General features: G+C 62.6%; 21 protein-coding genes and 1 tRNA gene. 11 read left to right on the forward strand and 11 right to left on the reverse strand.

Translation table 11 applies throughout. From position 1 onward, the window contains the following. Positions 1–319: 319 nt before the first annotated feature. The 3 genes from AC1VXC_RS10185 to AC1VXC_RS10195 all read right to left on the reverse strand — a co-directional run bounded on the left by AC1VXC_RS10185 (position 320) and on the right by AC1VXC_RS10195 (position 2,189). On the reverse strand, positions 320–1,285 hold the full coding sequence (locus AC1VXC_RS10185; RefSeq protein ID WP_313170281.1) for a beta-ketoacyl-ACP synthase III: 966 nt from the start codon (positions 1,283–1,285) through the stop codon (positions 320–322). Between the two features lie 91 nt (positions 1,286–1,376). After that, positions 1,377–1,574 (reverse strand): 50S ribosomal protein L32, encoded by a 198-nt coding sequence (gene rpmF / locus AC1VXC_RS10190; protein WP_293715587.1) that lies wholly within the window; start codon positions 1,572–1,574, stop codon positions 1,377–1,379. Between the two features lie 108 nt (positions 1,575–1,682). Further along, positions 1,683–2,189: a YceD family protein gene (locus AC1VXC_RS10195; RefSeq protein ID WP_313170280.1), complete on the reverse strand. Its 507-nt coding sequence runs from the start codon at positions 2,187–2,189 to the stop codon at positions 1,683–1,685. A 115-nt stretch (positions 2,190–2,304) separates the two neighbouring features. On the opposite strand from AC1VXC_RS10195, the gene AC1VXC_RS10200 reads away from it, so the two are divergent. After that, positions 2,305–2,877: a Maf family protein gene (locus tag AC1VXC_RS10200; RefSeq protein WP_481538538.1), complete on the forward strand. Its 573-nt coding sequence runs from the start codon at positions 2,305–2,307 to the stop codon at positions 2,875–2,877. A 166-nt stretch (positions 2,878–3,043) separates the two neighbouring features. Here the strand turns inward: AC1VXC_RS10200 and AC1VXC_RS10205 are convergent, their stop codons facing one another. Further along, the gene (locus AC1VXC_RS10205; RefSeq protein WP_481538540.1) at positions 3,044–4,885 is read right to left on the reverse strand and encodes an ArnT family glycosyltransferase; all 1,842 of its coding nucleotides are present in this window, start codon (positions 4,883–4,885) and stop codon (positions 3,044–3,046) included. A gap of 61 nt (positions 4,886–4,946) precedes the next feature. Between AC1VXC_RS10205 and AC1VXC_RS10210 the strand changes: the two genes are divergently transcribed. The 4 genes from AC1VXC_RS10210 to AC1VXC_RS10225 are packed head-to-tail and all read left to right on the forward strand — an operon-like array spanning position 4,947 to position 9,307. After that, on the forward strand, positions 4,947–5,873 hold the full coding sequence (locus AC1VXC_RS10210) for an AAA family ATPase (protein WP_313170276.1): 927 nt from the start codon (positions 4,947–4,949) through the stop codon (positions 5,871–5,873). A 1-nt stretch (position 5,874) separates the two neighbouring features. Then, a complete protein-coding gene (locus AC1VXC_RS10215) occupies positions 5,875–6,831 on the forward strand; it encodes a DUF58 domain-containing protein (RefSeq protein ID WP_313170274.1) in 957 nt (318 codons plus the stop codon). Then, positions 6,828–8,786: a transglutaminase TgpA family protein gene (locus AC1VXC_RS10220; protein ID WP_481538537.1), complete on the forward strand. Its 1,959-nt coding sequence runs from the start codon at positions 6,828–6,830 to the stop codon at positions 8,784–8,786. The genes AC1VXC_RS10215 and AC1VXC_RS10220 overlap by 4 nt, the downstream gene beginning before the upstream one ends. After that, positions 8,783–9,307, forward strand: a complete 525-nt coding sequence (locus AC1VXC_RS10225; RefSeq protein WP_313170270.1) for a Slp family lipoprotein — start codon at positions 8,783–8,785, stop codon at positions 9,305–9,307. Before AC1VXC_RS10220 ends, AC1VXC_RS10225 begins: the two co-directional genes overlap by 4 nt. Before the next feature lie 204 nt (positions 9,308–9,511). Here the strand turns inward: AC1VXC_RS10225 and AC1VXC_RS10230 are convergent, their stop codons facing one another. From AC1VXC_RS10230 to dnaX, 4 genes are all read right to left on the reverse strand, one after another. After that, positions 9,512–9,859 carry a histidine triad nucleotide-binding protein gene (locus AC1VXC_RS10230; protein ID WP_296252765.1) on the reverse strand — a complete coding sequence of 116 codons (348 nt, stop codon included), beginning with the start codon at positions 9,857–9,859 and terminating at the stop codon, positions 9,512–9,514. A gap of 49 nt (positions 9,860–9,908) precedes the next feature. Further along, positions 9,909–10,508: a recombination mediator RecR gene (gene recR / locus AC1VXC_RS10235; RefSeq protein WP_282270729.1), complete on the reverse strand. Its 600-nt coding sequence runs from the start codon at positions 10,506–10,508 to the stop codon at positions 9,909–9,911. Between the two features lie 107 nt (positions 10,509–10,615). Next, positions 10,616–10,936: a YbaB/EbfC family nucleoid-associated protein gene (locus AC1VXC_RS10240; RefSeq protein ID WP_313170267.1), complete on the reverse strand. Its 321-nt coding sequence runs from the start codon at positions 10,934–10,936 to the stop codon at positions 10,616–10,618. A gap of 6 nt (positions 10,937–10,942) precedes the next feature. Next, positions 10,943–12,991 (reverse strand): DNA polymerase III subunit gamma/tau, encoded by a 2,049-nt coding sequence (dnaX, locus tag AC1VXC_RS10245; protein ID WP_481538536.1) that lies wholly within the window; start codon positions 12,989–12,991, stop codon positions 10,943–10,945. A gap of 138 nt (positions 12,992–13,129) precedes the next feature. Between dnaX and AC1VXC_RS10250 the strand changes: the two genes are divergently transcribed. The 4 genes from AC1VXC_RS10250 to AC1VXC_RS10265 all read left to right on the forward strand — a co-directional run bounded on the left by AC1VXC_RS10250 (position 13,130) and on the right by AC1VXC_RS10265 (position 17,265). Beyond that, positions 13,130–13,222: transfer RNA gene (locus AC1VXC_RS10250), tRNA-Ser, on the forward strand. Positions 13,223–13,306: 84 nt separating this feature from the next. Next, complete coding sequence (locus AC1VXC_RS10255) at positions 13,307–14,782, forward strand: DUF6538 domain-containing protein (protein ID WP_197633394.1); 1,476 nt, start codon at positions 13,307–13,309, stop codon at positions 14,780–14,782. A gap of 69 nt (positions 14,783–14,851) precedes the next feature. Continuing rightward, positions 14,852–16,480: a restriction endonuclease gene (locus AC1VXC_RS10260; RefSeq protein ID WP_482995041.1), complete on the forward strand. Its 1,629-nt coding sequence runs from the start codon at positions 14,852–14,854 to the stop codon at positions 16,478–16,480. 11 nt (positions 16,481–16,491) lie between these two features. Continuing rightward, positions 16,492–17,265 (forward strand): NYN domain-containing protein, encoded by a 774-nt coding sequence (locus AC1VXC_RS10265; protein WP_049450268.1) that lies wholly within the window; start codon positions 16,492–16,494, stop codon positions 17,263–17,265. Between the two features lie 512 nt (positions 17,266–17,777). Here the strand turns inward: AC1VXC_RS10265 and AC1VXC_RS10270 are convergent. From AC1VXC_RS10270 to AC1VXC_RS10280, 3 genes are all read right to left on the reverse strand, one after another. Continuing rightward, positions 17,778–19,307, reverse strand: a complete 1,530-nt coding sequence (locus AC1VXC_RS10270) for a MobA/MobL family protein (protein WP_481538534.1) — start codon at positions 19,305–19,307, stop codon at positions 17,778–17,780. A 201-nt stretch (positions 19,308–19,508) separates the two neighbouring features. Next, positions 19,509–21,386, reverse strand: coding sequence for a DUF4209 domain-containing protein (locus tag AC1VXC_RS10275; protein ID WP_482995042.1), 1,878 nt, complete (start codon positions 21,384–21,386; stop codon positions 19,509–19,511). 131 nt (positions 21,387–21,517) lie between these two features. Further along, on the reverse strand, positions 21,518–21,664 hold the full coding sequence (locus AC1VXC_RS10280; protein WP_164092920.1) for a hypothetical protein: 147 nt from the start codon (positions 21,662–21,664) through the stop codon (positions 21,518–21,520). Positions 21,665–22,018: 354 nt separating this feature from the next. Here AC1VXC_RS10280 and AC1VXC_RS10285 point away from each other — a divergent pair, with 354 nt between their 5' ends. After that, on the forward strand, positions 22,019–23,410 hold the full coding sequence (locus AC1VXC_RS10285; protein WP_481538533.1) for a site-specific integrase: 1,392 nt from the start codon (positions 22,019–22,021) through the stop codon (positions 23,408–23,410). 683 nt (positions 23,411–24,093) lie between these two features. Next, complete coding sequence (locus AC1VXC_RS10290; RefSeq protein WP_481538532.1) at positions 24,094–25,077, forward strand: hypothetical protein; 984 nt, start codon at positions 24,094–24,096, stop codon at positions 25,075–25,077. Positions 25,078–25,167 lie beyond the last annotated feature (90 nt).

The raw sequence follows: 25,167 nt of genomic DNA on the forward strand, positions 1-25,167 counted from the left end.
TTTTTGTCTGGGTTTTTCTACTCTGCTCCCTTCGGGGCGGTGGCGTTTTGTTTTTGGTTTTTCTTTTCTGTGCGCCCCCCACTACAGGTTGTTTTTGCACTGAGGGAGCGGCGCAAGCCGCGAATCCGATAGATCTGCAGCGCAAAGCACCCCTCCCCAACCCTCCCCTTGCCTGCGGCGAAGGGAGGGAGCGATGCACGTGCTCGCGCAGATGCAGGGATGCCTGTAGCGCCGAGCCTTGCTCGGCACTACAGGGGAAGCCTTAACGACGACGGGCAGCCATTGGCTGCCCGTGCGGTACATCTGTATGCGGAGGTGCTTAGTAGCGCAGCAGCGCCGAGCCCCAGGTGAAACCGCCACCGAAGGCTTCCAGCAGCAACAGCTGGCCACGCTCGACGCGACCGGAACGGATCGCGGCATCCAGCGCCAGCGGCACCGAACCGGACGAGGTGTTGCCATGCTTGTCGACGGTGACCACAACGCGGTCCATCGGCATATCCAGGCGCTTGGCCGTGGCTTCGATGATGCGCAGGTTGGCCTGGTGCGGGATCAACCAATCCAGGTCGGACTTGTCCAGGCCATTGGCCTGCAGGGTTTCATCAACCACCGAGTCCAGCGCCTTGACGGCGTACTTGAACACGTCGTTGCCCTTCATGTTGATCTTGCCCGGCTTGTCGAAACCGACCGACACACCGATCGGATCCCACAGCAACTCCTTCTTGCTGCCATCGGCATGCAGGTGGGTGCTGAGAATGCCGGTTTCTTCGTCGGCCTTGAGCACGACGGCGCCCGCGCCATCGCCGAACAGCACGCAGGTAGTGCGATCGGTCCAGTCGACGATACGGGTCAGGGTTTCCGCACCGATCACCAGGATGTGCTTGGCGTCGCCGCTGCGGATGAATTTGTCGGCCACGCTCAGGGCGAAAATGAAGCCCGAGCACGCCGCGTTCACGTCAAATGCCGCCGAACCAGAGGCGCCAAGGCGGGCCTGGATCAAGCATGCGGTAGACGGGAAGATCAGATCCGGCGTGGTGGTACCCACGATGATCATGTCCAGCTGCGAAGCCTCGATGCCGGCAGCTTCCAGCGCGCGCAAAGCGGCGTTGTAGCCCAGGTCACTGGTGGTTTCGCTGTCGGCAGCGATGTGCCGCTCACGGATACCCGTGCGCGACTCGATCCACTCGTTGGTCGTGTCGACAATCTTGGTCAGATCGTCGTTGGTCAACACTTTCTCGGGCAAGTAACTACCAGTGCCCGCGATCCTCGAGTAGATCCGCTTGCTCATGCTGTTTCCTATTGCGCGAAGCCGCCCGCAGGCGGCCCCGGAAGAATCGGTGCAACAACCGCCACACTCAGGTGGCGGCAGCCGTCACAAATCAATCTTCTTCAACGACCGAGTTCGACTTGGTCGTGATCACCTTCTTGCCGCGGTAGAAACCGTCAGCAGTGATGTGGTGACGCAGATGCACTTCACCGGTGGTCGGATCGGTGGACAGCTGCTTTGCGCTCAGGGCGTCGTGGGCACGACGCTGGCCGCGGCGGGACGGGGTAACACGGGATTTCTGCACAGCCATGGGATTGCTCCAAACTCGGTTTCGTTTGCTTCGTCGTTTAATTGCACAGGACGCCAGCGTCCAGCACTACTCGCTTTCGCCGCAGCCGCCGACGATTACCGGCCGCAATTATTTCTTCAGCGCCGCCAATGCCGCAAAGGGATTGGCCTTGCTCAATTCTTCTTCGGTTGCGGAGAAGTCACGTTCGACCGCCTCGCTCCCCGGCGCCAGTGCAACCACCGGCACCGCCAACACCAATTCGTCTTCCACCAGATCCAGCGGCCGCAGGTTGCCATCTTCCGGCACCAGCAGCGCTTCATATTCCTCTGGAAGCGCGGATTCCTCGTCCTCGTCCTTGATCAAGCCCAAGCGCTGCTTGATCGACACCGGCAGCAGGAAGCGCTGCATGGTGCGCTGACAGATCAAGGGCAGCTCGGTATCGATGGTCAGATCGACATAGGCCACCTGCAGCACGTTGTCGCGATCAAATTCCAGCGCATACGTGCACTGGCCTTCGGTATCGGCAACCAGACCCTGCAGGCGGGTCAATTCGGACAAAGGCACCTGGCCGTCAAAGCGCCTACGCGCTACGACCATCCGCCAAGCATCCAGCAATTCGGGCACGTTCGCGGACATAAGCTGCAGAATGTTAAGGAGTAGCCCCGCCGCTGTCAAATCCAAGGCGACGGAAACATTGTCAGACCGGGGGCGGGGCAGCAGACTGCCCGTCCCGAGCTGCGTATTTTTACACATGAAGCCCCTGGTTCTCGCCTCCACGTCACGATATCGCGCCGAATTGCTTAACCGGCTCAGGATTTCGTTCAGTTCGGCCGCCCCGACGGTGGACGAAACCCCACTCCCCGGCGAACCGCCAAGCGCTCTGGCACGCCGCCTGGCCAGCGCCAAGGCCGACGTCGTGGCCCGCCAGCACCCGGGCAGCTGGGCTATCGGTTCGGACCAGGTTGCCGAGCTGAATGGGCAACCTCTGGGCAAACCCGGTAGCCGCGAGGCCGCTTGTGCGCAGCTGGCGGCAATGTCCGGCCATGAAGTGCTGTTCCATACGGCCGTATGCGTCAGCAATGGCGATGCGCAACTTCAAGCCATTGATCTCACCCGCGTGCGCTTCAGGACCCTGCTGATGGCAGAGATCGAGCGCTACGTCGATGCCGAGCAACCGCTGGACTGTGCTGGCAGCTTCAAGTGTGAGGGCCTGGGCATCACCCTGTTCGAGGCCATCGAGAACACCGACCCTACCGCGCTGATCGGCTTGCCGCTGATAAAGACCGCGCAGCTGCTGCGACAGGCAGGCTATCAACTGCCCTAACCTGCGGTTTCACCGTAGCGCGGGTAAGCGCAGCGCACCCGGGAACCACTATCTACCGGTCGTTCAATACTTCTCGCCAACAGCCCCGGGGGCGCTGTGCTTACCCGGGCTATGCTGCTGCGCTTACCCGGGCCACGGCTTCAGCTGCGACAAACCGACCAGGTCGCTATTTGACCTCGAACGGCTGCTCGGCCCAGGTTTCGACACTGCCGTCATTGCCGTGCAGGCGCAGACCCAGCCAATGCCTGCCTGGTGTCAATGCCGAGGTCTCCAGGCGTGCGTCGAAGCCGATATTTGGATGCTGCGGATCGTTGGATATCTTCCAGAACGGGCGCACGTCAAAGCTGCGCCCATAGGTGGCGTCGCCCACGCTGCGCCCATCCAGCAGCACTTCCACCCGCGACAAGCCGACACCGTCCTTGAAGGCCCAGCCACTGACTTCCAGTGCGCCATCCACCGTCTGACCCAGCAGCGGGGTTTCCACCCATGCCATCGCCGGCGTGACGCACGCCCCCTGCCGCTTCTGCGCTGGCAGGCGGAACAGCAGGAAGCGCTGGAAGCCATGGTCGAGGGAGATCACCCGCGGCGGCGGCAACGGCCCCACCAGCTCGCAGACCTTGTGGTAGCGCGCCAGCAGGTCACGGTACCGCTGGTCTCCCGGCGCCAATACCAGCAGCACCGGCGTCGAGCGGTTGCCATCGCTGATCAGCTTCCACAACGCCAGCTGCGCGGTACGACCGTGACGATCGTTGAGCGCATGCGGCAATACCTTGATCGCCGGATCATTGAGGCGGAAGCCGAGCTCGGCCCCCACCTTGAAGCTGCCTGCCAGCAATTGGGTATCTTCCGGCATCTGCGCGAGCTCATCGCGCACCCCATCCGCCAATTGCTGCCAACCAGCGAAATTGCGCGGGTAGTACTTGCTGCCGGCCATATGCTCGCGCAGCCCCGGCGAGGCGGCGAACAGGTAGTAACTCATCGCCAGCACCAGGCCCAGCGAGGTGAGCGCCCACAGCGCGCGCCGCCATGGGCGCGACCAATGGTTGAGCAGCGCCGGCACACAGACCAGCAGTGCCAGATAGCCCGGCAGCGGCCAATGGAAGCTGACCCGCTCCACGTCGGTGAAGAAGCCCAGTGCAAAGATCAGCAAGGTGGAGGTGGCCCCTACCAAGGCAAAGTAGCGCCATTGCAGATGATGGAAACCACCCTGCGCATTGCGCAGGCCCCGGACTGCCACCACCGCCATAGCCGCGAACAGCAGCGGCGTCACCATCAGCGGCTGGATCACCAGGAACAACAACCCTTCCGATTGGAACGCCCATGGATGGCGCTCAACCAGCTGGAACTTCAGCCCTGCATCCTGGTTGTCCAGGTTCCACGCCAGCAACGGCACCCAAGCCGCCACGCCTACCGACAGCGCAATCCATACGCGCGGATCGCGCAGCATCCGGCGGCCTTCCTGCAACAGCAGCAGCGCAATGAAGCCGACGCAGATCACACCGATGAAACGGTAATGGCTCAGCGCGCCCATCAACAGGCCGCAGGCCAGCAACAAGGCGCCGCCGGCGCCCACGCCACGCAGCAAGCGTGCACCGGCATCCAGACATAGCAGCGCCGCGATCGCCATCGGCACGTCCGGCACCGCTAGGATACCCAGCGTCGCCGACAAGGGCATCAACAAGGCCAGGGAACCGGCGCGCCAACCCATGCGCACGCCAAACCAGCGTGTGCAGATGGCAGCGACCATCCATGGCAACGCCGCGCCCATGATCAGGAACGGCAAGCGCACCCCAAGCCGATGATCACCGGCAACCTCGACCCCCAGCCGCGTCAACCACGCCGTCAGGCCAGGCAGGTCCGAATAGGCAGCAGCCAGATGCTGGCCTTCCTGCCAATAGAACGCTTCGTCCACGAACAGAGGCAATTGCGAGGCAAGCAGAACCTTGGCCGTGGTGACCAGCACCCACAACACCAGGAACGTTACGTATGCGCGTTGCTCACCCCTGATTGCCACGTACACTTCCTTCAGCCCAAATATCGAGACGACCATGACAATGGCGCCGCCCGGAATGCTAACCGAAGTAACACTACAGTCCCTATCGGCAGCGCAACAGCAGGTCAATTCCCTATTGCTCGGCAAGGCGCAGGAGGTGCGGATGGCATTTGTCGCGCTGCTGTCCGGCGGACATCTGCTGATCGAAGACCTGCCCGGGCTTGGCAAGACCACCCTGGCCCATGCCATGGCCTCCAGCCTGGGCCTGCAATTCCAGCGCGTGCAGTTCACCTCCGATCTGTTGCCCGCCGATGTGCTCGGCATCTCGGTTTACGAAGCCCATAGCCGCAGCTTCCAGTTCCATCCCGGCCCCGTGTTCTGCAACCTGTTGCTGGCTGACGAGATCAACCGCGCACCGCCCCGCACGCAGAGCGCCCTGCTCGAAGCGATGGCCGAGCAGCAGGTGACGCTCGATGGCGTGACCCATCGCCTGCCCGATCCCTTCTTCGTGATCGCTACCCAGAACCCGGTGGACATGTCCGGCACCTTCCCGTTGCCGGACTCACAGCTGGATCGCTTCCTGCTGCGCCTGACCCTGGGCTATCCCAATGCCGATGCCGAACGTGCCCTGCTGGCTGGCGAAGACCGCCGTGATCTCATCGCGCGGGTTGCGCCCTGCCTCTCCGAGCAGGACATCCGCATGCTGCGCGACGCGGTGACCCAGGTACATGCCAGCGACGCGCTGGTGGACTATGTGCAGGCCCTGCTTACCCGCAGCCGCCAGCATCCGGGGGTGCGCGTAGGCCTGTCGCCACGCGCCGGCATCGCCCTGCTGCGCGCAGCCAAGGCGCACGCCCTGCTGCTCGGCCGCCGCCATGTGATACCGGAAGACGTGCAGGCCTTGTTCATCGCGGTAGCCGGGCATCGCCTGGTCGCCGAGGCCGAAGCGTCCTCCGGCCCGACCCTGGCGCGCGCCATCCTGCACAGCGTGCGGGTCGACTGAAGTGCGGGCAGCGTTGCGGCAACGCCTGCAATCACTGCAGCTTCTGGCCCGCCCCCGGCAGCCCGAACAACTGCCTACGCAGCTGGATCGACGCCGCATCTACGTGCTGCCGACCGGCTTTGGGCTGTTCCTGGCGGCCCTGCTTGCAGTGATGCTGCTCGGCGCGCTGAATTACAACAACAACCCGGCCCTGTTGTTGGCCCTGGTCTTGGCCGCAACCGCACTGGCCAGCAGCTTGCAGGCACATCTGCAGCTGTCCGGCCTGCGCCTGGACGCCGTTTCCGCCGATCCGGTGGCCGCCGGCACTCCCATCCGCCTGCGCCTGGCACTTGCCCGCAGCGACGGTCGCCCGCGCCGTGCCCTGCAACTGGACTGCGCGCAGGCAGGGACCCACTTCAATCTGGAGCAGCACAGCCAGGCCGAGGCCGATCTGTGGCTGCCGACCGTGCAGCGCGGTTGGCTGGATCTTTCCCGCATCCGCATCGCAACCACGCAACCACTGGGACTGGTCCGCGCCTGGGCATGGTTCTGGCCAGACGCGGCGCTGCTGGTCTATCCCGCACCGGAAGCCAACGCGCCACCGCTACCCGACGCCGGCAGCGCTTCCACCCGCACCCGCGTGCATCCGCAGGGCGAGGAGCTGCAGCAGATGCGTCCTTACCGCAGCGGCGATTCGCGCCGCAGCATCGCCTGGAAACACTCGGCACGACGCGATGAATTGCTGGTGCGCGAGTACGAGCGCCCCTACGGCGCCGAACTGGTACTGGATTGGCAGCAGCTGCGCGCCCTGCCGCACGAACGCCGCATCTCCCGACTCGCACGCTGGGTGGAAGACGCCGAGCGCGAAGGCCGCAGCTACCAACTGCGCCTGCCGGGCATGCCTGCACTGGGACCGGCCAGCGGCGATGCCCACCGCCATCTCTGCCTGCGCGCATTGGCGCTGCTGCCACCGGCATGAAGATCAATTCCCCCGCACTGAGCGCCGGCAGCCGCGCCTGGATCAACCTGGTCACCGTGCTGTGCCTGCTGCCCTTGCTGCTGCAGCTGCCTGTCACGCTTGCCGTGGTCTTCGGTATCACCACGTTGCTGGTGGCGCTGTGGTCATGGCGCAACGCCATGCCCTTGCCGCTGCGCCTGTTGCTGGTTGGCATCATGCTGGCCTGCATCTACTGGCAGATGGGCGCCAGACCCGGCCGCGACAGCGGCTGCGCCCTGCTCGCCGCAATGCTGGCGATCAAGTCCAGCGAGCTGCGCAACCTGCGCGATGCACGCAGCCTGATTGGTTTTGCCCTGTTCGCCCCCTTCGCCGCCTTCCTGCTTGACCAGGGGCCAGGCACCTTGCTGATGTCCGCAGCCGCGGTGGTCGCCGCCCTGCTGGCCCTGCAACGGCTGGCGGATGAGGAAGTCGGCATCGCCCACCTGCCGCCGCGCGCGCAGCTGCGCACGGTGGGCCGGCTGATGTTGCTGGCGCTGCCGCTGGCGTTGTCGGCGTTCTGGCTGGTACCGCGCCTGCCGACGCCGCTGTGGGGCACGCCGGAACGGGCAGTCAGCCGGCCAGGCCTGTCCGGCAGCATGCAGCCCGGCGGTTGGATCGACCTGATGGCTGACGACAGTCCGGCGCTGCGGGTGGAGTTCTTTGGCCCGGTGCCACCGCAGGACCAGCGGTATTGGCGCGGCCCGGTACTGACCCGCTTCGACGGCCGCCGCTGGACCCGCCTGGAAAGCCAGCTCTACGGACAGCCGCCGGCGCTGCGCCCTGCCGCCCCGCGTTGGGATTACCAGATCGAGTACGAGCCGACCGACCGCCGCGAACTGGTCGCACTCGACCTGCCACTGCAGGCTCCCAACGGTGCCCATCTGGACGCCGACTACAGCCTCAGCACACCGCAACCACTCACCGCACTGAGCCGCTGGCGCATGCAGTCCAGCGCCGCCAGCACCTTCCAGGCCGAATTGCCGGCACCTCTGCGACGGCAGGTCCTGCAGCTGCCAGAGGGCTTCAATCCGCGCACCCTGGCCCTGGCCCGGCAATGGCGCGACGAAGCCGGCAATGACCAGGCCGCCCTGGTCCGCCGTAGCCTGGACTGGATCCACCGCGAGTTCGCCTACACCTTGGCCACGCCCTTGGCCGGCCGCCATTCCGTCGACGAATTCCTGTTCGACCAGAAAGCCGGCTACTGCGAGCATTTCAGCGCTGCGTTCGTGGTGCTGATGCGCGGCGCCGGGGTGCCCGCACGCGTTGTCACCGGTTACGCCGGTGGTGTCCGCAACCGGTTCGGCAATTACTGGGTTGTGCGCCGCCTGGATGCACACGCCTGGGCCGAAGTGTGGCTGCCACAGCGCGGCTGGGTACGCGTGGACCCCACCGCAGCGGTTGCGCCGGAGCGTATCTACGACACGCTCGAAGACCGCCTGGGCGACAACGACACCGGCGGCACAGGACTGGACCTGGCCGGCCGCTGGGGCAGCCTGCTGCAATACGGTGACTACCTGCGCCGCGGCTGGAACACCGCCGTGCTGTCCTTCAACGCCGAACGCCAGCAACACCTGCTCAGCGCCATCGGCATCAAGCAGTTGAACCCCTCGCAACTGGTCGCCTTGTTTGCCGGTTTCGCCGCCCTCACCCTGGGCCTGATGGTCTGGTTGCTGGCCCGGGGCGAACGCCAGCGTGACCCGCTGCTGCGTGCCTGGCAGCGACTGGACCGGCGCTACCAGCGCCTGGGCCTGGGCCGCGAGCCCTTCGAAACCGCCAGCGACTGGGCCAGGCGCGTCGACCGCGAACGCCCCGGCAGCGACCTGCTGGCACTCAGCCAGCGTTTCACCCAGGCGCGCTACGCTGGCGTCCGATCGGATGTCGTTTCATTATTGGCGGACCTGCACAGGCACCGCCCGAAACCCGGAGTACGAACATGAAGACCCGCATCCTCCTCGTTGCCGCTGCCAGCCTGGTGCTGGCCGCCTGTGCCACGGCCCCCAAACCGCTGCAGGGACAGTTCACCCCGGTTTCGCCGCGTGATGCGGTGGCACAGAAGCAGACCGGCGCACCGGTACGCTGGGGCGGCCGCATCATCGAAACCATCCCCGGCCAGGGCGAAACCTGCTTCCAGATGCTGGCCCGCCCGCTCAATGCCAGCGGCCGCCCGAGCACCACGTCCAGCGATGCCAGCGACGGCCGCTTCCTGGCCTGCCGCAGCGGCTTTTATGATCCGGCGGTGTTCGAGCCGGGCCGTGACGTGACCTTCATTGGCCGCATCGATGGCTACCAGAGCACCAAGATCGGCGAATACGACTACCCGCTGCCCAAGCTTGCCGCCGACGTGGTCTACCTGTGGCCGGTACAGCGCGAAGTGGAAGTAGTGCCCGCCTACCCGTACGGCCCGTGGGGCCCGGGTTGGGGTCCCGGCTGGGGCTGGGGTTACCGCGGCTGGTGGTAACAAACTGAAAACGCCGCCCCAAGGGCGGCGTTTTCTTTTGCTTGTTTAGCTCTTTTGTAGGAGCGGCGTAAGCCGCGAAGCCACAGATCCATCAAACACAGCAAGGCAAAGGCAAAACCACCCCCTCCCCAACCCTCCCCTTGCCTGCGGCAAAGGGAGGGAGCACAGCCGCCCCGCTCCCACAATCAACTAAACAACATCAAATCACGCGCCGAAATGCCCCAACGGCGCACCCGCCAGAAGATGCAGATGGATATGGAATACCGTCTGCCCGGCATCTTCGCGGCAGTTCATGACGATGCGGTAGCCGTTCTCGGCAAAGCCTTCCTGACGTGCGTAGGCTGCAGCTGCCAAGGCCAGCTTGCCGATCAGGTGCGCCTGCGTGGGCTGCAGATCATCCAGGGTGGGGATGACCTCGTTCTTCGGGATGAAAAGCACATGCACCGGCGCCTGCGGGGCAATGTCCTTGAAGCCCAGCACTTCATCGTCTTCGTAGACGATGGCGGCGGGAATTTCGCGACGAATGATCTTGCCGAAAATGGTGTCGGTCATGTGGGGCTCGCTGCAGTAAACGACCTACAGCTTACAACCCCCGCAGCGCTTATTCGCCGACTTCGCTGCGGCTGCCGAAGGCATGCGACAAAGTGCCGCGATCCACGTACTCAAGCTCGCCGCCCAATGGCAGGCCCTGGGCCAGGCGGCTGGGGCGCACCTTGTTGCGGCGGGCCAGCTGCGCCAGGTAATGCGCGGTGGCCTCGCCTTCAACCGTGGAGTTGGTGGCGATGATCAATTCGGTGACTTCGCCCTGCGCCAAACGTGTTTCCAGCTGATCCAGGCCCAGCTCACGCGGGCCGATGCCATCCAGCGGCGACAAGCGCCCCTGCAGCACGTAGTACACGCCGCGGTAGCTGGTGGCGTGCTCGATTGCCAGCCGATCCGCCGGTGACTCGATCACGCACAGCATCTGCCGCTCGCGGCTGCTGCTGGCGCAGACCGGGCACAGCTCGGTTTCGCTGAAGTCGCGGCATTGCTTGCAGTGGCCGATCTTCTCGATGGCCTCGGCCAACACTTCCGACAGGCGCTGGCCGCCGTCACGGGCACGCTCCAGCACGTGGTAAGCCATGCGCTGGGCCGTCTTCTGGCCAACGCCGGGCAGTACCCGGAAGGCTTCGATCAGTTGTTCCAGCAGCGGCAGGCTCATCGCAACGGTCTCATCACAGCAGGCGTATCGCTAAAACAAGCGCGCGAAGCCCGGAGGCTTCGCGGCGCGGGGACGTGCATGCGCCGGGTCAGCCGGCGCGAACCACATCAGAACGGCAGCTTCATGCCCGGCGGCAGCTTCATGCCGGCCGTGGCCGAACCCATGCGGCTCTGCGATTCGGCGTCGATCTTGTTGGAAGCATCATTGAAGGCGGCGGCGATCAGGTCTTCAGCCATTTCCGGATCGCTCAGCACCGACGGATCGATGCGCACCTTGCGGCACTCCTTGGTGCCACTCAGGGTCACGCTGACCATGCCGCCGCCGGCGCTGCCGGTGACTTCCAACTTGGCGATTTCTTCCTGGGCCTTCTGCAGGTTTTCCTGCATCTTCTGGGCCTGCTGCATCATTTGGGCGATATTGCCGCGCATGGTTCGTTACTCTTTGAAAGGACGGATGGAATCGGCCACGACCCGTGCACCCTGCTGTAGCAGCTGCTGCACCTGGGGGTCGGCCATGAACACGGCTTCTGCCGCGGATTGTTGTTCACCGCGCTGACGATCAGCGCGCTGGTGCAAGGTCTCAGCCTGCGCGTCACCGGTCTCAATGAGGATCTTGGGCGTGCTACCCAAGGCCTGCGACAGCGCCTGCGCCAAAGCATTCAAGGCGCGCTCAGACTGCAGGTATTCAAAGCCCGGCAACAAGGCCAGCCGCAGCACACCGTGCTGGAAGCTGACGAAGGCGGCATTGGCGGCCAGCTCGCGCGACGGACCACTCAGGCCGCTGTCGTCGATCAGGTCCAGCCACTGCTCGGCCGTGTTCAGGCTGCGCCCGCCCTGCGACGATACGGTCGGCGCTGCTGGTACCGCCGGTTCGATGGCGATGCCGGTCGGACGCACCGGCTCAGCCCGCTGAACCGGCTGCGGCGCAGCGACGGGCGCCGGCTTCGGCGACTCAATCGATGTTGCAGCCGGCATTTCAATGGCTTCGGGCGCTTCCGGCATGGCCATTTCGGCCGCCATTGCCTCATCGCGCGCATTCGCTTCAGCTGCCTCAACCGCCCATGGCGGCAGATCTTCGTCGGCCGCTGCGGGCTTGGCGGTTTGAACCGGGGCCGGAGCTGCTGCCGGAGCTTGCGCAGGCTCAGGCTTGAACGCGGGCTCGGCCGGTTCGGTTTCCGGCGCGAGTTGCTGAGGAGCAACCACTGCTGGTGCGGACACCGGCTCTGGCTTGGGCTCTGACACAGACGCAACCGGTGCCACCACAGCCGGTGCGAGCTGCGCTGCAACCGACTTGGCGGTTTGCGCCGACGCTGCGGCAGCGGCAGCGGCAGGTGCGGTTTGCGTGTTGCCACCCACACCTGCGCCAGTCCCGGATGCGCTGCCTTCCGGCGTTGCCGGCACCGCGCCTGCCGGGCGGAACGCCAGCATGCGCAGCACGGTCATTTCGAAGCCCGCGCGCGGGCTGGGTGCCAGATGCAGGTCGCGACGGCCGCCAAGGGCCATCTGATACCAGAGCTGCACCACTTCCGGGCGCAGGCGCTGGGCAAACGCCACCGCGTCAACGCCCTCGCCCGGTACGACAGTGCCCGGCACCAATTGCTGCACCTGGATGCGGTGCAGGCCTTCAGCCAGGGCATCGAGCACCCCGCTCCAGTCCGGCGAGAACTCAGCCAGCCCGGCAACCACCTGCAGCAGGCGCGCGCCTTCGCCATCGGCCAGGGCATCGAGCATGGCGCTGACCTGCGTGCGATCAACCGTGCCCAGCATGGTGCGCACCACGTCGTCGCGCAGCGCGCCGCCCGCATAGGCAATGGACTGGTCCAGCAACGACAAACCGTCACGCAGCGAGCCGTCGGCCGCACGCGCCAGCTGCACGATGGCACTGTCGTCGAACTCGATCTGCTCGGCGCCGAGGATCCGCGTCATCTGCCCACGGATCTGCTCCTCGTCCAGGCGCTTGAGGTTGAACTGCAGGCAGCGGCTGAGCACGGTGACCGGCAGCTTCTGCGGATCGGTGGTGGCCAGCAGGAACTTCACGTGCTCCGGCGGCTCTTCCAGCGTCTTCAGCAGCGCATTGAACGCCGCCTTGGAGAGCATGTGCACTTCGTCGATCAGGTAGACCTTGTACTGCCCGCGCGAGGGCATGTACTGGGCGTTCTCGATCACCTCACGGACGTCATCGACGCCGGTATTGGAGGCGGCATCGATTTCCAGCAGGTCGATGTAGCGGCCGGCATCGATGTCCAGGCAGGCCCGGCACTGACCGCAGGGGTCGGCACTGGTGCCGTTCTCACAGTTCAGCGACTTGGCGAAGATGCGGGCAATGGTGGTCTTGCCGACACCCCGGGTGCCGGTGAACAGAAAGGCGTGGTGGACGCGGCCACTGTCGAGCGCATTGCTGAGCGCGCGGACCACGTGTTCCTGGCCCACCAACTCGGCAAAACGCTTCGGACGCCACTTGCGGGCAAGGACGAGATAGGACATCAGGCAACCGTCTTCATCTGAAGCCCCATTGTGCCACGCCCGACCCTTCCGCCAGCACCCGCTCAGGGGGTGCTTGTGAACGGCCGCCAGTCCCTATAGAATCCACGCCCCTGCCGAGGCATTAGCGCGGCAGGATCCGGAGAGGTGTCCGAGTGGTTGAAGGAGCACGCCTGGAAAGTGTGTAAGCGTCTAAACCGCGCTTCGGGGGTTCGAATCCCCCTCTCTCCGCCAGATTACGCAAACCCCTGTTTACGCAGGGGTTTTTGCTTTTCTGGGGTGACCTTCGGCGGGACACAAATCGGGACACATCTCTCGATGCGCATCCCACACCACCTCGTTCGCGCGCCCTCAGGGCTCTGGTCTTTCCGGCAACGGGTCCCCACCGATCTCCAGGCCATCGTTGGCCGGCGCATCTTCAAGCGCACCCTGCGCACGTCCGAGCTGGCCGTGGCCCAGTTGCGCGCCCTGCAACTGGCGGCGCGCTATGCTCAAGCCTTCGACGTGTTGAGGGAGCAACGCATGGGAATCAAGGAAGAGGACATCGACGCGCTGCTCAGGCGCCTGACCGATGGCGACCCGCTACAGCAGTTGATCTTGAACCGGACCAAGACAGCAGACGGGACGGTGACCGAGCACTGGCAAATCGACACGCCAGACGATGTCAGGCTCTATCAGCAGATGATGGAGCTCTCTGCCTCTCAGCCCAGTGAGCTGAGCGAGTTGATCCGTGAGGGCGTGCCGCCCATGCCCGTGGCCCGTCGCGTGACCAAGCCTGCCGTGGAGACCATCACCCTGGGCAAGGCCCGCGACGCTTGGCTGGCCAGCATCCAGCCCGGCTGCCTCCCCAAAACGTTCACCATTAAAAAGACCGCCATCGAGGCACTGGTGTCCTTCCTGGGGGAAAAGGCCAAACTCCACTCGGTCACCCGGTCCGACCTGGCTCGGTGGTATCAGTTCATGCGAGACGGGGGCGCAGCCACCCCCACCCTTACGAACAAGCAAAGTTATGTCGGCGGCCGCGGAGGGTTTTTCGAATGGGCGATTGCATCCGGCCACTACCCCAAAGGCGACAACCCAGCGGCCGGCCATATCACTTACTCCACTAGGGAGAAGCGGGCGCGGAAGAAGTTCGGCTTCAAAGCCTATGACAGTCATCAGGTCCAAGCGCTGTTCGCACCGGCCGCGTTCCAAGACCTGGCCCTGTCCGCCCGTTGGGCCTCGTTGCTGGGCCTCTACACGGGTGCCCGGGCCTCAGAGGTCGGTCAGCTCTTGGTCGAGGATGTCTTGACGGTGGACGGACTGCCCTGCATTAGGATTTCTGACGAGGGGGAGCACCAGAAGGTCAAGACCGAAGTCAGCCTGCGCACCATCCCCGTGCATCCCGACCTCATTGAGCTGGGCTTCTTGGACTGGGTGGGCACCCTTCGAGCCCAGAAGGCACCACGGCTCTTCCCCGCCGCCAAGGCGAACGCCAAAAACGGTGCGGGCAACTGGATCACGAAGGCGTTTGGCCGACACCTGGAACAGGTCGGGGCGAACTGGCCGGAAGCCAAAAGGGGCTTCCATTCGTTGCGCAAGACCTTCATCCAAGAGCTTCAGGGCGCTGGCGTAGTGTCCGAACTCCGGGCCCAACTGGTGGGCCATGAGCTGGACGACGAGCACCATGCGACCTACAGCAGGACCTTCACGGTCCGGGAAAAGCTGGAAGGCCTTAAAGGCGTCTCGCCGGGGCTGGCGGTGCTTTCGTATGGGTTGACTCTGCCGGTCCTCAGGAGTCTCCTGACCGGTTAAAGCGCTAAACACCCCGCGACGGCGGGTGAAGCGGTTTGTCTTTTTAGCTTTTCAACATCAGGAGGATGTATGGGACGGCGAAGCGGCTTAGAAGGGTTTTTGCGGGCAGCCGGCCGGGCAGCGGCGGCGGCAGAGCGGGAGACCAAACGCCAGCAGAGGATGCAAGCCACTCAACAGAGGCAGTTGGAGCGCCAAGAGCGCATGGCGGCCGCACAGCTGTTGCGAGAGATTCGCGCCTACGAGCTGTCGGAACGTGAAGCCGCTCGCCAAGCCAAAGCGGGATACCTAGAAGATCGACAGGGCGAGGTCGACGATCTCAACGCCGAGTTGAAGGACCGCCTGGAGGAGCTCGAGGGGTTGCTGGTGCACACCCTGTCGGTGAACGACACCATCCGCTTTGACAGCCTACGTCACACCGCCCCCCACCCTGCCTTTGAGGTGCCGAAGGAGTTGGTGCCCGGCTTCGCACCAGCCGCTGCGGAGATCGTCCCACCGACGGGCCTTGCCCGCTTTTGGCCGGGAGCCGGGAAAAAGCACGCGGCTGCATTGGCGGCGGCGCAACAGGCCCACCAGCAAATCCTCGACCAGTTCCAACGGGCAGAGACGCTAAAGAAGCAGAAGCTGGCTGACCTGCGTGCTCAACACGAGGCTGCTCGCGCCCTCTACGAGGCCGACGTGGCCCGCCGAAACGGGGAAGTTGACGAGTTCCAACGCGCCTACTTGGCCCATGAGCCTGATGCCATCGTGGCCTACAACGACATGGTCTTGGCACGCTCGGAATACCCGACCCAAGGCTTTCCCCAGCGATACAAGCTCGCGTATGCGGACGCGTCCAAGGAACTGATCATCGAATACGACCTTCCAGAGCTTTCGGTCGTTCCCACGGAGGCCGACTACCGCTACGTCAAGACCCGGGATGCTATCGACGCCAAGGCGCGTAAGGCAAGCGACATCAAAGCGCTCTACCAGGACATCATCGCCTCGATCACCTTGCGCACGCTGCACGAGGTGTTTGAAGCCGACCAAGCGGATGCCTTAGCGTTGGTGACCTTCAATGGCGTGGTCGATGCACACGACCCCACCACTGGGCAAGAGGTCCGCGTCCCTGTGGTCTCGGTCCGCGCGACCAAGGCCGCCTTCCTGCAACTGCGGCTGGACCGAGTGGAAAAAATCCCATGCCTCCGGAACTTGGGCGCTCAGGTATCCAGCCGGCCGGATGAGCTACAAGCCATCAAGCCGATTGTTGAGTTCAACATGGTCGATAAGCGCTTCATTGCCCAGACAGACGTGCTCTCGGGCCTGGAGTCGCGGCCCAATCTGCTGGAGCTGACCCCTGGTGAGTTCGAAGCGCTGGTATCGAATCTCTTTAGTCAAATGGGGTTGGATACGAAGCTGACACGCAGCTCCCGCGACGGCGGCGTGGATGCGGTGGCCTTCGACACCCGGCCGGTGCTGGGTGGAAAGGTCGTCATTCAAGCCAAGCGCTATAAGGACACAGTGGGCGTCAGCGCGGTTCGGGACCTCTACGGAACCATGCTCAACGAAGGTGCCAGCAAAGGCATCCTAGTTTGCACCAGCGGCTACGGCACTGCGGCGTTCGAGTTCGCAAAGGATAAGCCCATCGAGTTGATCGATGGAGGCGGCCTGCTCTACCTCTTAAGGGAGCATGCAGGCCTTGATGCACGTATCGCAGCGTAAGGACCAACAAAATGGCAAACGGATCCGCCGCTCACGATAGCAAAGTGGCTGTGTTGGTCGATTGCGACAATGTAAACCCTGAGATCGTTGACCATGCCCTACTGATGGGAGCGCAGTTCGGCCGGGTGGTGGTTCGGAGGGGTTACGGCAACCACTCCACGCTGACCAAGCGTTGGCAGGAAACACTCGTCCGGCAAGCGTTTACCCCATGCCTGCAATACCAATACGCCGCTGGCAAGAACACGGCGGACATCGCGTTGGCGCTGGACGCCTTAGAAGCCATGTTCGACCAGCGCGCAGACACCTTCTGTTTGGTCACCAGTGACTCTGACTTCGCCTACCTGTGTCGTAAGCTTCGAGAACGAGGAGCCACGGTTTGCATCGTGGGTGAAGCTAAGACGCCAGAGGCGTTGCGTAACGCCTGCGACCAGTTTTTTGAGTGGCAACCAACGGAGTCGAATGCGACCTGCGAAGAGTCGCCTGCTCCGACTGCTAAAGTCGCGCCCAGCAAAGCCGAAGTGGCCAAGCCGATTCCCAAACGCCGCCCTCGCTTCCTTGTCGACGCGGTTGCCTTACTAGCCGATGGGACCACGGACGGGGAAGTGGTGCTAGGGACACTCGGCCACTATCTGAAGCGGACTGACCCATCCTTCTCGCCGAAGGCCTACGGCCACTCCGGCCTCCTGGACATGATCCAGACATATGACCTGCTGACAGCCACACAAGCGCCCGGCGGGCATTGGCTAGTCAGACTGGCACCACAACCCGAATCGACAGCTGCATGACTTTGTTACCGGCAGGCTTCTGTCATCCCTAGGCATTGAGAGTCAACTTCAATATTTGTGAACCAGCGCAGATTCCGTCTCTTGCCAAACTGGGACGAAGTGCTTCGATGTGAAGACCCTTCATACTGAGAGCTTCAGAGATCCAATGCCTGCCAACGTAGAACTTCGCATCGCCAGCCGCCTTCTGCCCGCCCTCATGGCGCAAAGCGGGACCAGAGACGTCGCCGAACGCGAAGCCGATATTCAACACGCTCTGGATGTAGCCGCCGCTCTGATGCGCCGGTTCGCAGCATCACCTGCCGGACAAGCGCAGCAAGCCTATGTGCCCAGCGCCGGGGCGCGACCTGCCCCACGGGCGGCGACTGTAAGCCGAGATCAGGTGCCGCCAACGTTCATTTCGCCCGACGAATGGCGCAAGGCACGCGGGCTGGCTCCCGCGCCGGCTCCTCGAAAGCCTTCTGGACCGACGATTCACTGAAAGGCAAAGCCCCGCATCTGCGGGGCTCTTTCGTTCAATGGAGGGTGGGCGGCCGTGGCTTCAAAACTGGCACCGGGGAGTCGGCGACAACCGGAGCCATGGTCTGGCACTCAAGGACGAACTGTGACGGCGAAGGCATGGCCTCCAGTTCGGTCGCTCTACGAAGAACATCCGCATCGACCTCCGCCAATGCCTCGGCGGAGCCCCGCGACCGCGCCTTCTCCAGATCCTTGGTCCGTTGCTCCAGCGCAGACAGGCGGCGCTCCCGGCGCTGCGTCCATTCGGGGCGCGAGTAGCCGTTGGTTCCCATGGGGTAGTCGGTGTTGAAGCGCTCCCATTCGTGCTGAGCCAGGTGATGTAGGCGTTCAGCCCTGCCCAGCGACACCAATCGCAAGGCACGCCCCAGGATTGCCGCTCGCAGTGCCCGGACCTGGAGAACCGCCGTGGTAATCCACTGCCGCAAGGGGACCGTCTCCCCAGCCCGCGCGAGTTCGGCTTGAGTCCATTCAAGCCCGGCACGGATGCGCTGGGTCGCCAGGTCTGCCCTGGCGCGCGCGATGTCCTGGAGGTCGCGCAGGGCCTGAGCCACGCGCTCGGCGAGGCTGATGGGCCGCTGATCTTCGTTCGCTTCGTGCTGGCGGCCCAAGACCTGAGGCAGCCGCATTCCGGACACGCCTCGAACCTCCAAGCCAGGAGCCAAGCCCCGTAGGGAGGGCGACCGGCCACCTGGACCATGACCGACTGACGGATGCATGGGCACGGCCCTGCCCTCACGCCCAGCTTGAATGGTGAGATGGTCCAGATGTTCGGCGTTGCCGGCCTCAATGGCGTCATTCTCTGCTACCAGCCGGCTGTCCATGCCCTTTCGGGACAGCGCGGCAGCCGCCTTGCCCAGGTGCTTGGTCGGCTCTCGAGACAATGCCACCGCCTGGAGTTCGTCTCCCCGGTCCGACGCCGCCCGAGCCTGCTCTGCCAAGCTGCGGTGGTCAATCGTGACCGTCAGGCCAGCGGCTTCAAGATGTGCGTTGGTCGTTTCAGCGACCATTTCCCGGACCCATTGAACCTGCACTTTCCCCGACACGCCCCCATCGAGCTCGCGCGTTTTCTGTCCAAACCCATCCGGACCAATGCGCCTGGTGCTGGCAAGCAGGTGCACGTGATGGTTGAGCCCGTCCGGGGTCCCAGGCGAGTGAATGCTGGCTTGGATGGCGAACTGGTAGCGGTCTACCAACGCCTCGGCAATGGAAAACGCCAAATGTGCACGCTGTTCGTCCGAAAGCTCATGGGGCAACGACAGCTCGAACTCGCGAGCCACCGTAGCGTCCTTACGACGCTCGGCGGCCTCCACGACGGCCCAGAGCTCGCCGGGCACCAGCGCCCAGTCTGGCGCATCAGGGGGAGCGAGGCAGAAAGTCTCAACGACGCCGCTCCTGCGGCGGTAGTCATGCTGCTGCCCGGTGATGACATCGGAGAGCAGCAAGCCACCTCGATAGGCGGCGGCGGCGACAGCGGATTGGCCTTTGCCTCGGCTGAACGTCTTGACCGCCGCGTGGAAGATAGCCATGGAAACTCCTAAGAAATAGAAGTCTTTATGGCTCAACTTTTGCCTTTGGCAAGCCTCGCAGAGGCTTGGGGTTCCAGGGGCGAAGCCCTTGGCGCACGCATCCGTCAGGATGCCTAAGTGCGCTCTTGCTTCAATCGCTTTTCGGTCGGAGACCTAAGCCGAAAGACACGTGCCGCTGGGCTCGCGCCCGCCCAACCAAGCCTATGCATCCCCCTCGCTCTTCAAGCTCTTGGCTTGCTCCCACATTTCAACCACACGCTCGCGGAAGGGCCAAAGCACCAACCTCAACATCGTCCACCAGAGCGCGACTGTCCCCACGCTTGCCAACTGGTCGTCCGAGATAAGACCGTGACCATAGCGATTCCGGAGGTTGTGCCCAGCCTTGTGCGTCAGCAGCGCCTTAAGTTCCAAAATCAAATCAGGCGAGAGAACGCTCCCCACATCTGGGTGGGCCAAGAGCTCGTTGAGGGATTTTTCCTCTTCAGCACCATCCGTCGCATTGCTATTGGACAGAGTGTGGATGCCGGCCCGTTTGAATGCCGCGCGCACAAATGGCTCGGCTTGGGGAATGAGAAACACCGCAGCCTCCTCCCAGTCCAGTTCAAGGCCCGCCAAGATTCCTCGTGCCAACGACCATTCATGGCCGCGCGGTGTAACCGGCGAGCTATGCAGTATCCCGACGATGTCGGCCAGGGTAGGCTCAAACTTTCCCTGTAGGACATCTAGAGCAGCGGGTATGGCCACCTGCGCCAGGATGGGATGGTCGTGCTGCGACACATGATTCACCATGCGCCGCTCCATTTCCGCTTCATCAGAAGCGTCAAATGGCGCAGTTGAGTCCACGGGAACGCCGTTGGCGTCATAGGTGACCTGACGAAACATCCCGGTAAAAATGAACCGCCGAGCGTTGTCTGTTACCTCTGTGCGAACCTGCTCAGCGTTGACCCAGTTGGAGAACGCAAAAGCCACTTGCAAGAGCGCGTCGGCCAGGGACGGGGCTGTGACGCGCTCTCGGACATGCTTGACGACTGAGGACACGTCGATCTGGTGAGAAAAGGTGCTCATCTCCCCGAGAATGCGAGACCTGATGTCGGCCAGCTCTGCCTGCAACTCCTTGATGCGGGTCCTGTCTCCTTTGTGACGCCGCAACACGGCAATGCCCTCGGCCATCCGGTCGGCCTGGAGCATGGCTTGCCCCGGCGTCCGAGCCAAGCCAATCAATGCATCCGCGCTCTTGTGGTGAGCGATCTGCTCCCGAGAGGGATCCTTTGCGGCGAGCCACAGCGCAGCAGCCTCTCGGAACAAGTCCACGGCATCTGGAGATGGACCACTGGCAAGCAACGTCTCGCCCTGTTGCTCGAAGGCTTCAGCAGCCTCCGCAGCCATGGAGCGATTCCGCTTCCGGATCTCTTCAGCGATCGGAATGCTGACGCCCGGCCATGACTTTTCTAGGCCTTGATGCATGAGTGACTTTGCAGTAACCCATAGTGCTTCCGAAAACTCGGTATCGCGCCGGAGGTATCTCCATCCCAGCTCCATTGCCCGCTGTAGGCTCTCTCTTCGAGACACTGCATGGTCATCCGAGCGCATCGAATACTCAAGATGTGCGCGAGCCGCCATCGCCCCCAGTTGCCAACCAGGCCTTTCGTAGACTGGAGCCACTTGCAAGGCCACGTCGGAGAGCCGCGCACGAACCCACGCATCTGGGGCCCTTTCAGCCATCATCTCAAGAGCATCCAGATCGTGTATGCCCAGATCGTCTGGGGCAGCAGACCGGCCGTTGCTCATCTGGAGTGCGGCCACATATGGCTGAGGCGTCCCGACAACCATGTGCATTGAGATAGCGGCTGAGAGCAGACGCAGAATCGCGGCATCTTGCGGACGCTCTTCTTTTATTTCATCGCCGCGCTTACGTAGCTCAGCCACACTGGTCCAGCGGCTAACCGGGCCTGATAGGCTTGCGAGCTCTTGCTGCCAGCCAAAGGCTTCCAAATCCTCCCTAGACACCGGGGCATCCAAAATTCCTTGGCGGATAAGCTCTTCACCGGAGGCGTCCCCCTGAACATCTGAACCTGTCATTTCTTCCTCCATGAAATCGCTTCGGGGCCCACCTTAGCAAGGGTGTGGTGCCAACCATCGTTGGCTCAAACAGCATTGCGCACCGCCGACAGTGGAGGCCAGCACGATAGATGCTGGCCCCCTCTACCGCATTACTTCTTACCTTTCTTGCTCTTGTCGGGAGCTTGGCTCAGGGCTGAGCCCGCTGCCGTCTTAGATTTACTGCCGGTTCGATCGTCACGCAAAACAGCACTTGCGGCCTTCGCTGCCTTCGGGCTCGTCTGTTCGTTTTTTGCCATGTCGTCTCTCCTGACCACCAAGGGGTGGCAGGCGGAGAATATGAAAAACAGACATAAACGCTAACAACTACATTTTTACATTTATCCTGCGTTCATTTTCAAAAAATGAACTGTTAGGTTACCTCAGTTAAACAGTACGGTAATGACTCCGAAAATGGGCTGACCTGACCAGCGCAAGTTATTGATTCTAATGTAAATGCAAGCGTGTTTTAGGGCAGTACGATTGGCTAGGCAGACGTGCAAAACGGCATCTCCCACGCGATGCCTAAGGCCGTAAACAAAACCCCGATTTTTCGTTGACGATTTTTAGGCTCGCAGTATCTGTACTTCCATCCTTCAGATGGAAGCAACGCAGTGACCTCCCCCACCTCGAAACACCTCGACTCCTACCTCGCAGACCCAAATGGCACTCTCAAACTGACAGACGTGCGCATTGGCCGCGTCCGCATCGGCGAAATGATCGTGACTGGCCGAGAAGCCGCCATCCATGCTCAAGAGATCATCAACGACGCCTGCGAGCGAACCCGTCGAGCACTCCTTGGAAAGAATGGCACGCGCCACCCTGAGCCTCTCCCCGTGGCCGCCCCCGCTCGATTGCTGTCTATCGAGATCCGTGACTACCTGGCTGACCGCGAGCGCATGGGCCTGACACGCAACACCATCGAGGCCACGGCGCGGTCACTGAAGATGCTCCTGATGGCCTGCGGGGATATTCCGGTGTCCCGGGTCGACCACGTGCATATCTACCGACTCTGGGAGCTGATGCGCTGGGCTCCACCTCTTCTCCAGTCGGACCCTCAGTATCGGAACTTCACGTATGAGCAGGCGGTGGCTCAGGGGAAGGCGCTCTGTGTCCAGCCACCCGCACCAGCCACCGTAGAAAAGCACCGACGGTTCCTCGTCACGTTCTTTGGCCGCTTGGAAAAAGCAAAAGCCATTGTGGGCTCTCCCATGCACTTTTTCCCAGAGGCGAAGAAGGATCTGGTCATTGACCCCGACAAGGCAGAGCGCTTGTTTGACGAAGAAGATTTGCGTCGCATTTTTGCCCCCAACACCTTCATCCCTTGGGCCATGAAAGCCCCTCATCGTTGGTGGGTGCCGATGATTGGACTCCACACGGGAGCGCGGATCAATGAAGTCGCTCAGCTGAAGTTGAACGACATCGTCCAAGAGGCAGGCGTGTGGTGCATCAAGATCCAGAAGACGGTAGACGCGGACCTGAGCCACAGAGACAGGAACCGGAGCCGCCAAAGCCTAAAAGGCAAAGCAGCCGTTCGGACGCTCCCCATTCCCCAACCGCTGCTCGATGCGGGGTTCCTGGCGTTCGTGGAGGACATCCGCGCTTGTGGCCATCCTCGCCTCTTCCCCCACCTGTCTGCCGGCGTGCGACGCGACAATGGCGACACCAACGCCCGTTACAGCCAAGGCGTGCTCAACCAGTTCAGCCGATACATGAAGGATCTCGGCTTTCCTAAAGGCGTCGGGTTCCACGCTTTCCGGCATACCCTTGCCACGGAGCTGCATCACATGGGGGTGGCCGATGAGGACATTGCCCTGGTCACCGGCCACTCCATCAGCAAGCGGGTCCCTGTGCTGCACGAGGCCTATTTCCACAAGAAGCCAGCGCAGGCACGAACGAAGCAGATCGCAGTCCTAGAGAAGTATCGCCCTGACGTTGTGCTTCCCGTCTACCAAGCGGGGCAGTTCAAGGCTGCGCTGTCCGACCCCCGCAAGTTCTATCCGTAGGGGGCGCACGGCTATGCGCACATACCATAACGACCTCTTTTCTAACCCGCGGCGCATGAGCTAGGCACCGATATGGCAAGCGTCGAGCGGGTGAATCTAGTAATCATGGGAAAGATCCACTCAAGGATTGACTATCTGACCAACTGATCTAGTGTTCGGCACCCCATGCTTGAGCGCCCAATGCAGATTCCTAACTCAAAAGATACGACCAAGTATTTCTCGCGCTACGGCTTGAAAATAAGCCCTGGCAATCTGCGGTCAAGCAGGGGCTGGACAGTGTCCGCCCCTGACCTCCCCCTTGATGAACGATGGTTCCCGTCTCTAGGAGCACTATGGCTGGAGTGGATGGATTACGCCGCCGAACGGCTAAGGATTGAGGGCCAAGTCAAACGCTTCATGGAATGCTTCGAACGCTCGGATCAAAACGAACGCGCAGTCCTGCTAAGTGCTTTAGCCAAGTATCCACAGACCTTGGAAGGACCTCTAAATGACATGTTTGAGGATCTCCCTCCACCGTCCACAGACCACCTGCCTGAATCCTGGCAGAGCGATTTTGACCAGATTTGGGAAGACCGGAAGTCTGGCTTCTGTTTTGCCGCACGGGCAGAAGCGGCATTGAGTAGACTGCCGATTAGAGTCTCTGACTAGGCATACTATGGGTCTTCCACATGGAGGACCCTTGCATGACAACCCCATCTCTGCTCAGTGCCTCGCTCGAGGCCGCTGTCAACACTTTGGTAGGACTGTGTGGTGTAAACGCTGAAAGCGAGGAGACGTTCACCGGAGCGTTTATGGGTGCTATTGCGGCCTCGAGCAACCTTCTCGCTCAGTCCAAACTTTATGAAGGTGATCAGAGTCCGATTTGGTGGGGATCGTTCAGCAAGAACCGGGGGCAGGACATGAAGATCACGGAGCCCGGTAGCGGCGCGGACTTTGCGTTGTGCTTGTTCCCAACATCAGGCCAGGCACGCCTGATCATTTTCCAAGCGAAGAGATCAAGCTTCGAGGCCGGCGACGGAAAGAAGCCGAGCCACTGGTATGCCGACTTAAATAGAATCCCAAAAGATCTTGATGATGGGACCACGCGCGACCCTCAGATCTTCATGCTCGCCGAGACCGGCCGACGAATCCAAGCACACAGCCAGGGGGAAGACTATGCCCCCTTGCAGTCTAAGGCCGTTCATAAGCTGCTTCAGGAACCCGGAACAGACCCCGCTACTATTGGGGGGCTTGAGAGCTTAAGCTGGATTCACTACCTCATCTACACCTTGGGCGAGCCGGTCTGCGTTTCACTAAGCAAACTTGGCGAGGTATACAAGAAGGAACTGGGCCGACAACGCTCGAAGACTAAGTATCCTCTTCCAGGGGAATCCCAACCCGTATTGCCCTTGCTGAGGAGAGGGACACAAGATGATTCCTCCGGATGGTTGCTCATTGACGCCGAAGTAGCAGTAGCTGAGCTACCGTTGCTTACACCGCTCATGCAAGTGGTGGTCGCCGATGCAAGCGGAAAATTCGGGCCCACTCTGCAAGCGAACCATCAGTTTTCCCGGATGGTTAACGCCCACAAAACCATTGAGCTTTGGAGGGCCCACCGCGATTCAAAGACCCAACCAACAACTCCCACCGCCCTCCCCCGGCTTCCAAAGCTAAAACCAGACGAATAGAGAAGATTTCTCACCCTATTAACGGACCCGGTCGCACATTTGGCGTTAGTGCGGGGAGACATCCACGTCTCGCACCCTGGCGGGGCTTCA

Source organism: Stenotrophomonas sp. STEN033, from assembly GCF_056856655.1.

Bases quoted from the DNA above. Each gene is read 5' to 3' on its own strand.
- AC1VXC_RS10255 (WP_197633394.1), top strand. From the start codon at position 13,307: ATGCGCATCCCACACCACCTCGTTCGCGCGCCCTCAGGGCTCTGGTCT.
- AC1VXC_RS10270 (WP_481538534.1), bottom strand. From the start codon at position 19,307: ATGGCTATCTTCCACGCGGCGGTCAAGACGTTCAGCCGAGGCAAAGGC.
- AC1VXC_RS10260 (WP_482995041.1), top strand. From the start codon at position 14,852: ATGGGACGGCGAAGCGGCTTAGAAGGGTTTTTGCGGGCAGCCGGCCGG.
- AC1VXC_RS10220 (WP_481538537.1), top strand. From the start codon at position 6,828: ATGAAGATCAATTCCCCCGCACTGAGCGCCGGCAGCCGCGCCTGGATC.
- AC1VXC_RS10185 (WP_313170281.1), bottom strand. From the start codon at position 1,285: ATGAGCAAGCGGATCTACTCGAGGATCGCGGGCACTGGTAGTTACTTG.
- AC1VXC_RS10195 (WP_313170280.1), bottom strand. From the start codon at position 2,189: ATGTCCGCGAACGTGCCCGAATTGCTGGATGCTTGGCGGATGGTCGTA.
- AC1VXC_RS10265 (WP_049450268.1), top strand. From the start codon at position 16,492: ATGGCAAACGGATCCGCCGCTCACGATAGCAAAGTGGCTGTGTTGGTC.
- AC1VXC_RS10240 (WP_313170267.1), bottom strand. From the start codon at position 10,936: ATGCGCGGCAATATCGCCCAAATGATGCAGCAGGCCCAGAAGATGCAG.
- AC1VXC_RS10210 (WP_313170276.1), top strand. From the start codon at position 4,947: ATGCTAACCGAAGTAACACTACAGTCCCTATCGGCAGCGCAACAGCAG.
- AC1VXC_RS10230 (WP_296252765.1), bottom strand. From the start codon at position 9,859: ATGACCGACACCATTTTCGGCAAGATCATTCGTCGCGAAATTCCCGCC.
- AC1VXC_RS10225 (WP_313170270.1), top strand. From the start codon at position 8,783: ATGAAGACCCGCATCCTCCTCGTTGCCGCTGCCAGCCTGGTGCTGGCC.
- rpmF (WP_293715587.1), bottom strand. From the start codon at position 1,574: ATGGCTGTGCAGAAATCCCGTGTTACCCCGTCCCGCCGCGGCCAGCGT.
- AC1VXC_RS10290 (WP_481538532.1), top strand. From the start codon at position 24,094: ATGACAACCCCATCTCTGCTCAGTGCCTCGCTCGAGGCCGCTGTCAAC.
- AC1VXC_RS10280 (WP_164092920.1), bottom strand. From the start codon at position 21,664: ATGGCAAAAAACGAACAGACGAGCCCGAAGGCAGCGAAGGCCGCAAGT.
- recR (WP_282270729.1), bottom strand. From the start codon at position 10,508: ATGAGCCTGCCGCTGCTGGAACAACTGATCGAAGCCTTCCGGGTACTG.
- AC1VXC_RS10200 (WP_481538538.1), top strand. From the start codon at position 2,305: ATGAAGCCCCTGGTTCTCGCCTCCACGTCACGATATCGCGCCGAATTG.
- dnaX (WP_481538536.1), bottom strand. From the start codon at position 12,991: ATGTCCTATCTCGTCCTTGCCCGCAAGTGGCGTCCGAAGCGTTTTGCC.
- AC1VXC_RS10275 (WP_482995042.1), bottom strand. From the start codon at position 21,386: ATGACAGGTTCAGATGTTCAGGGGGACGCCTCCGGTGAAGAGCTTATC.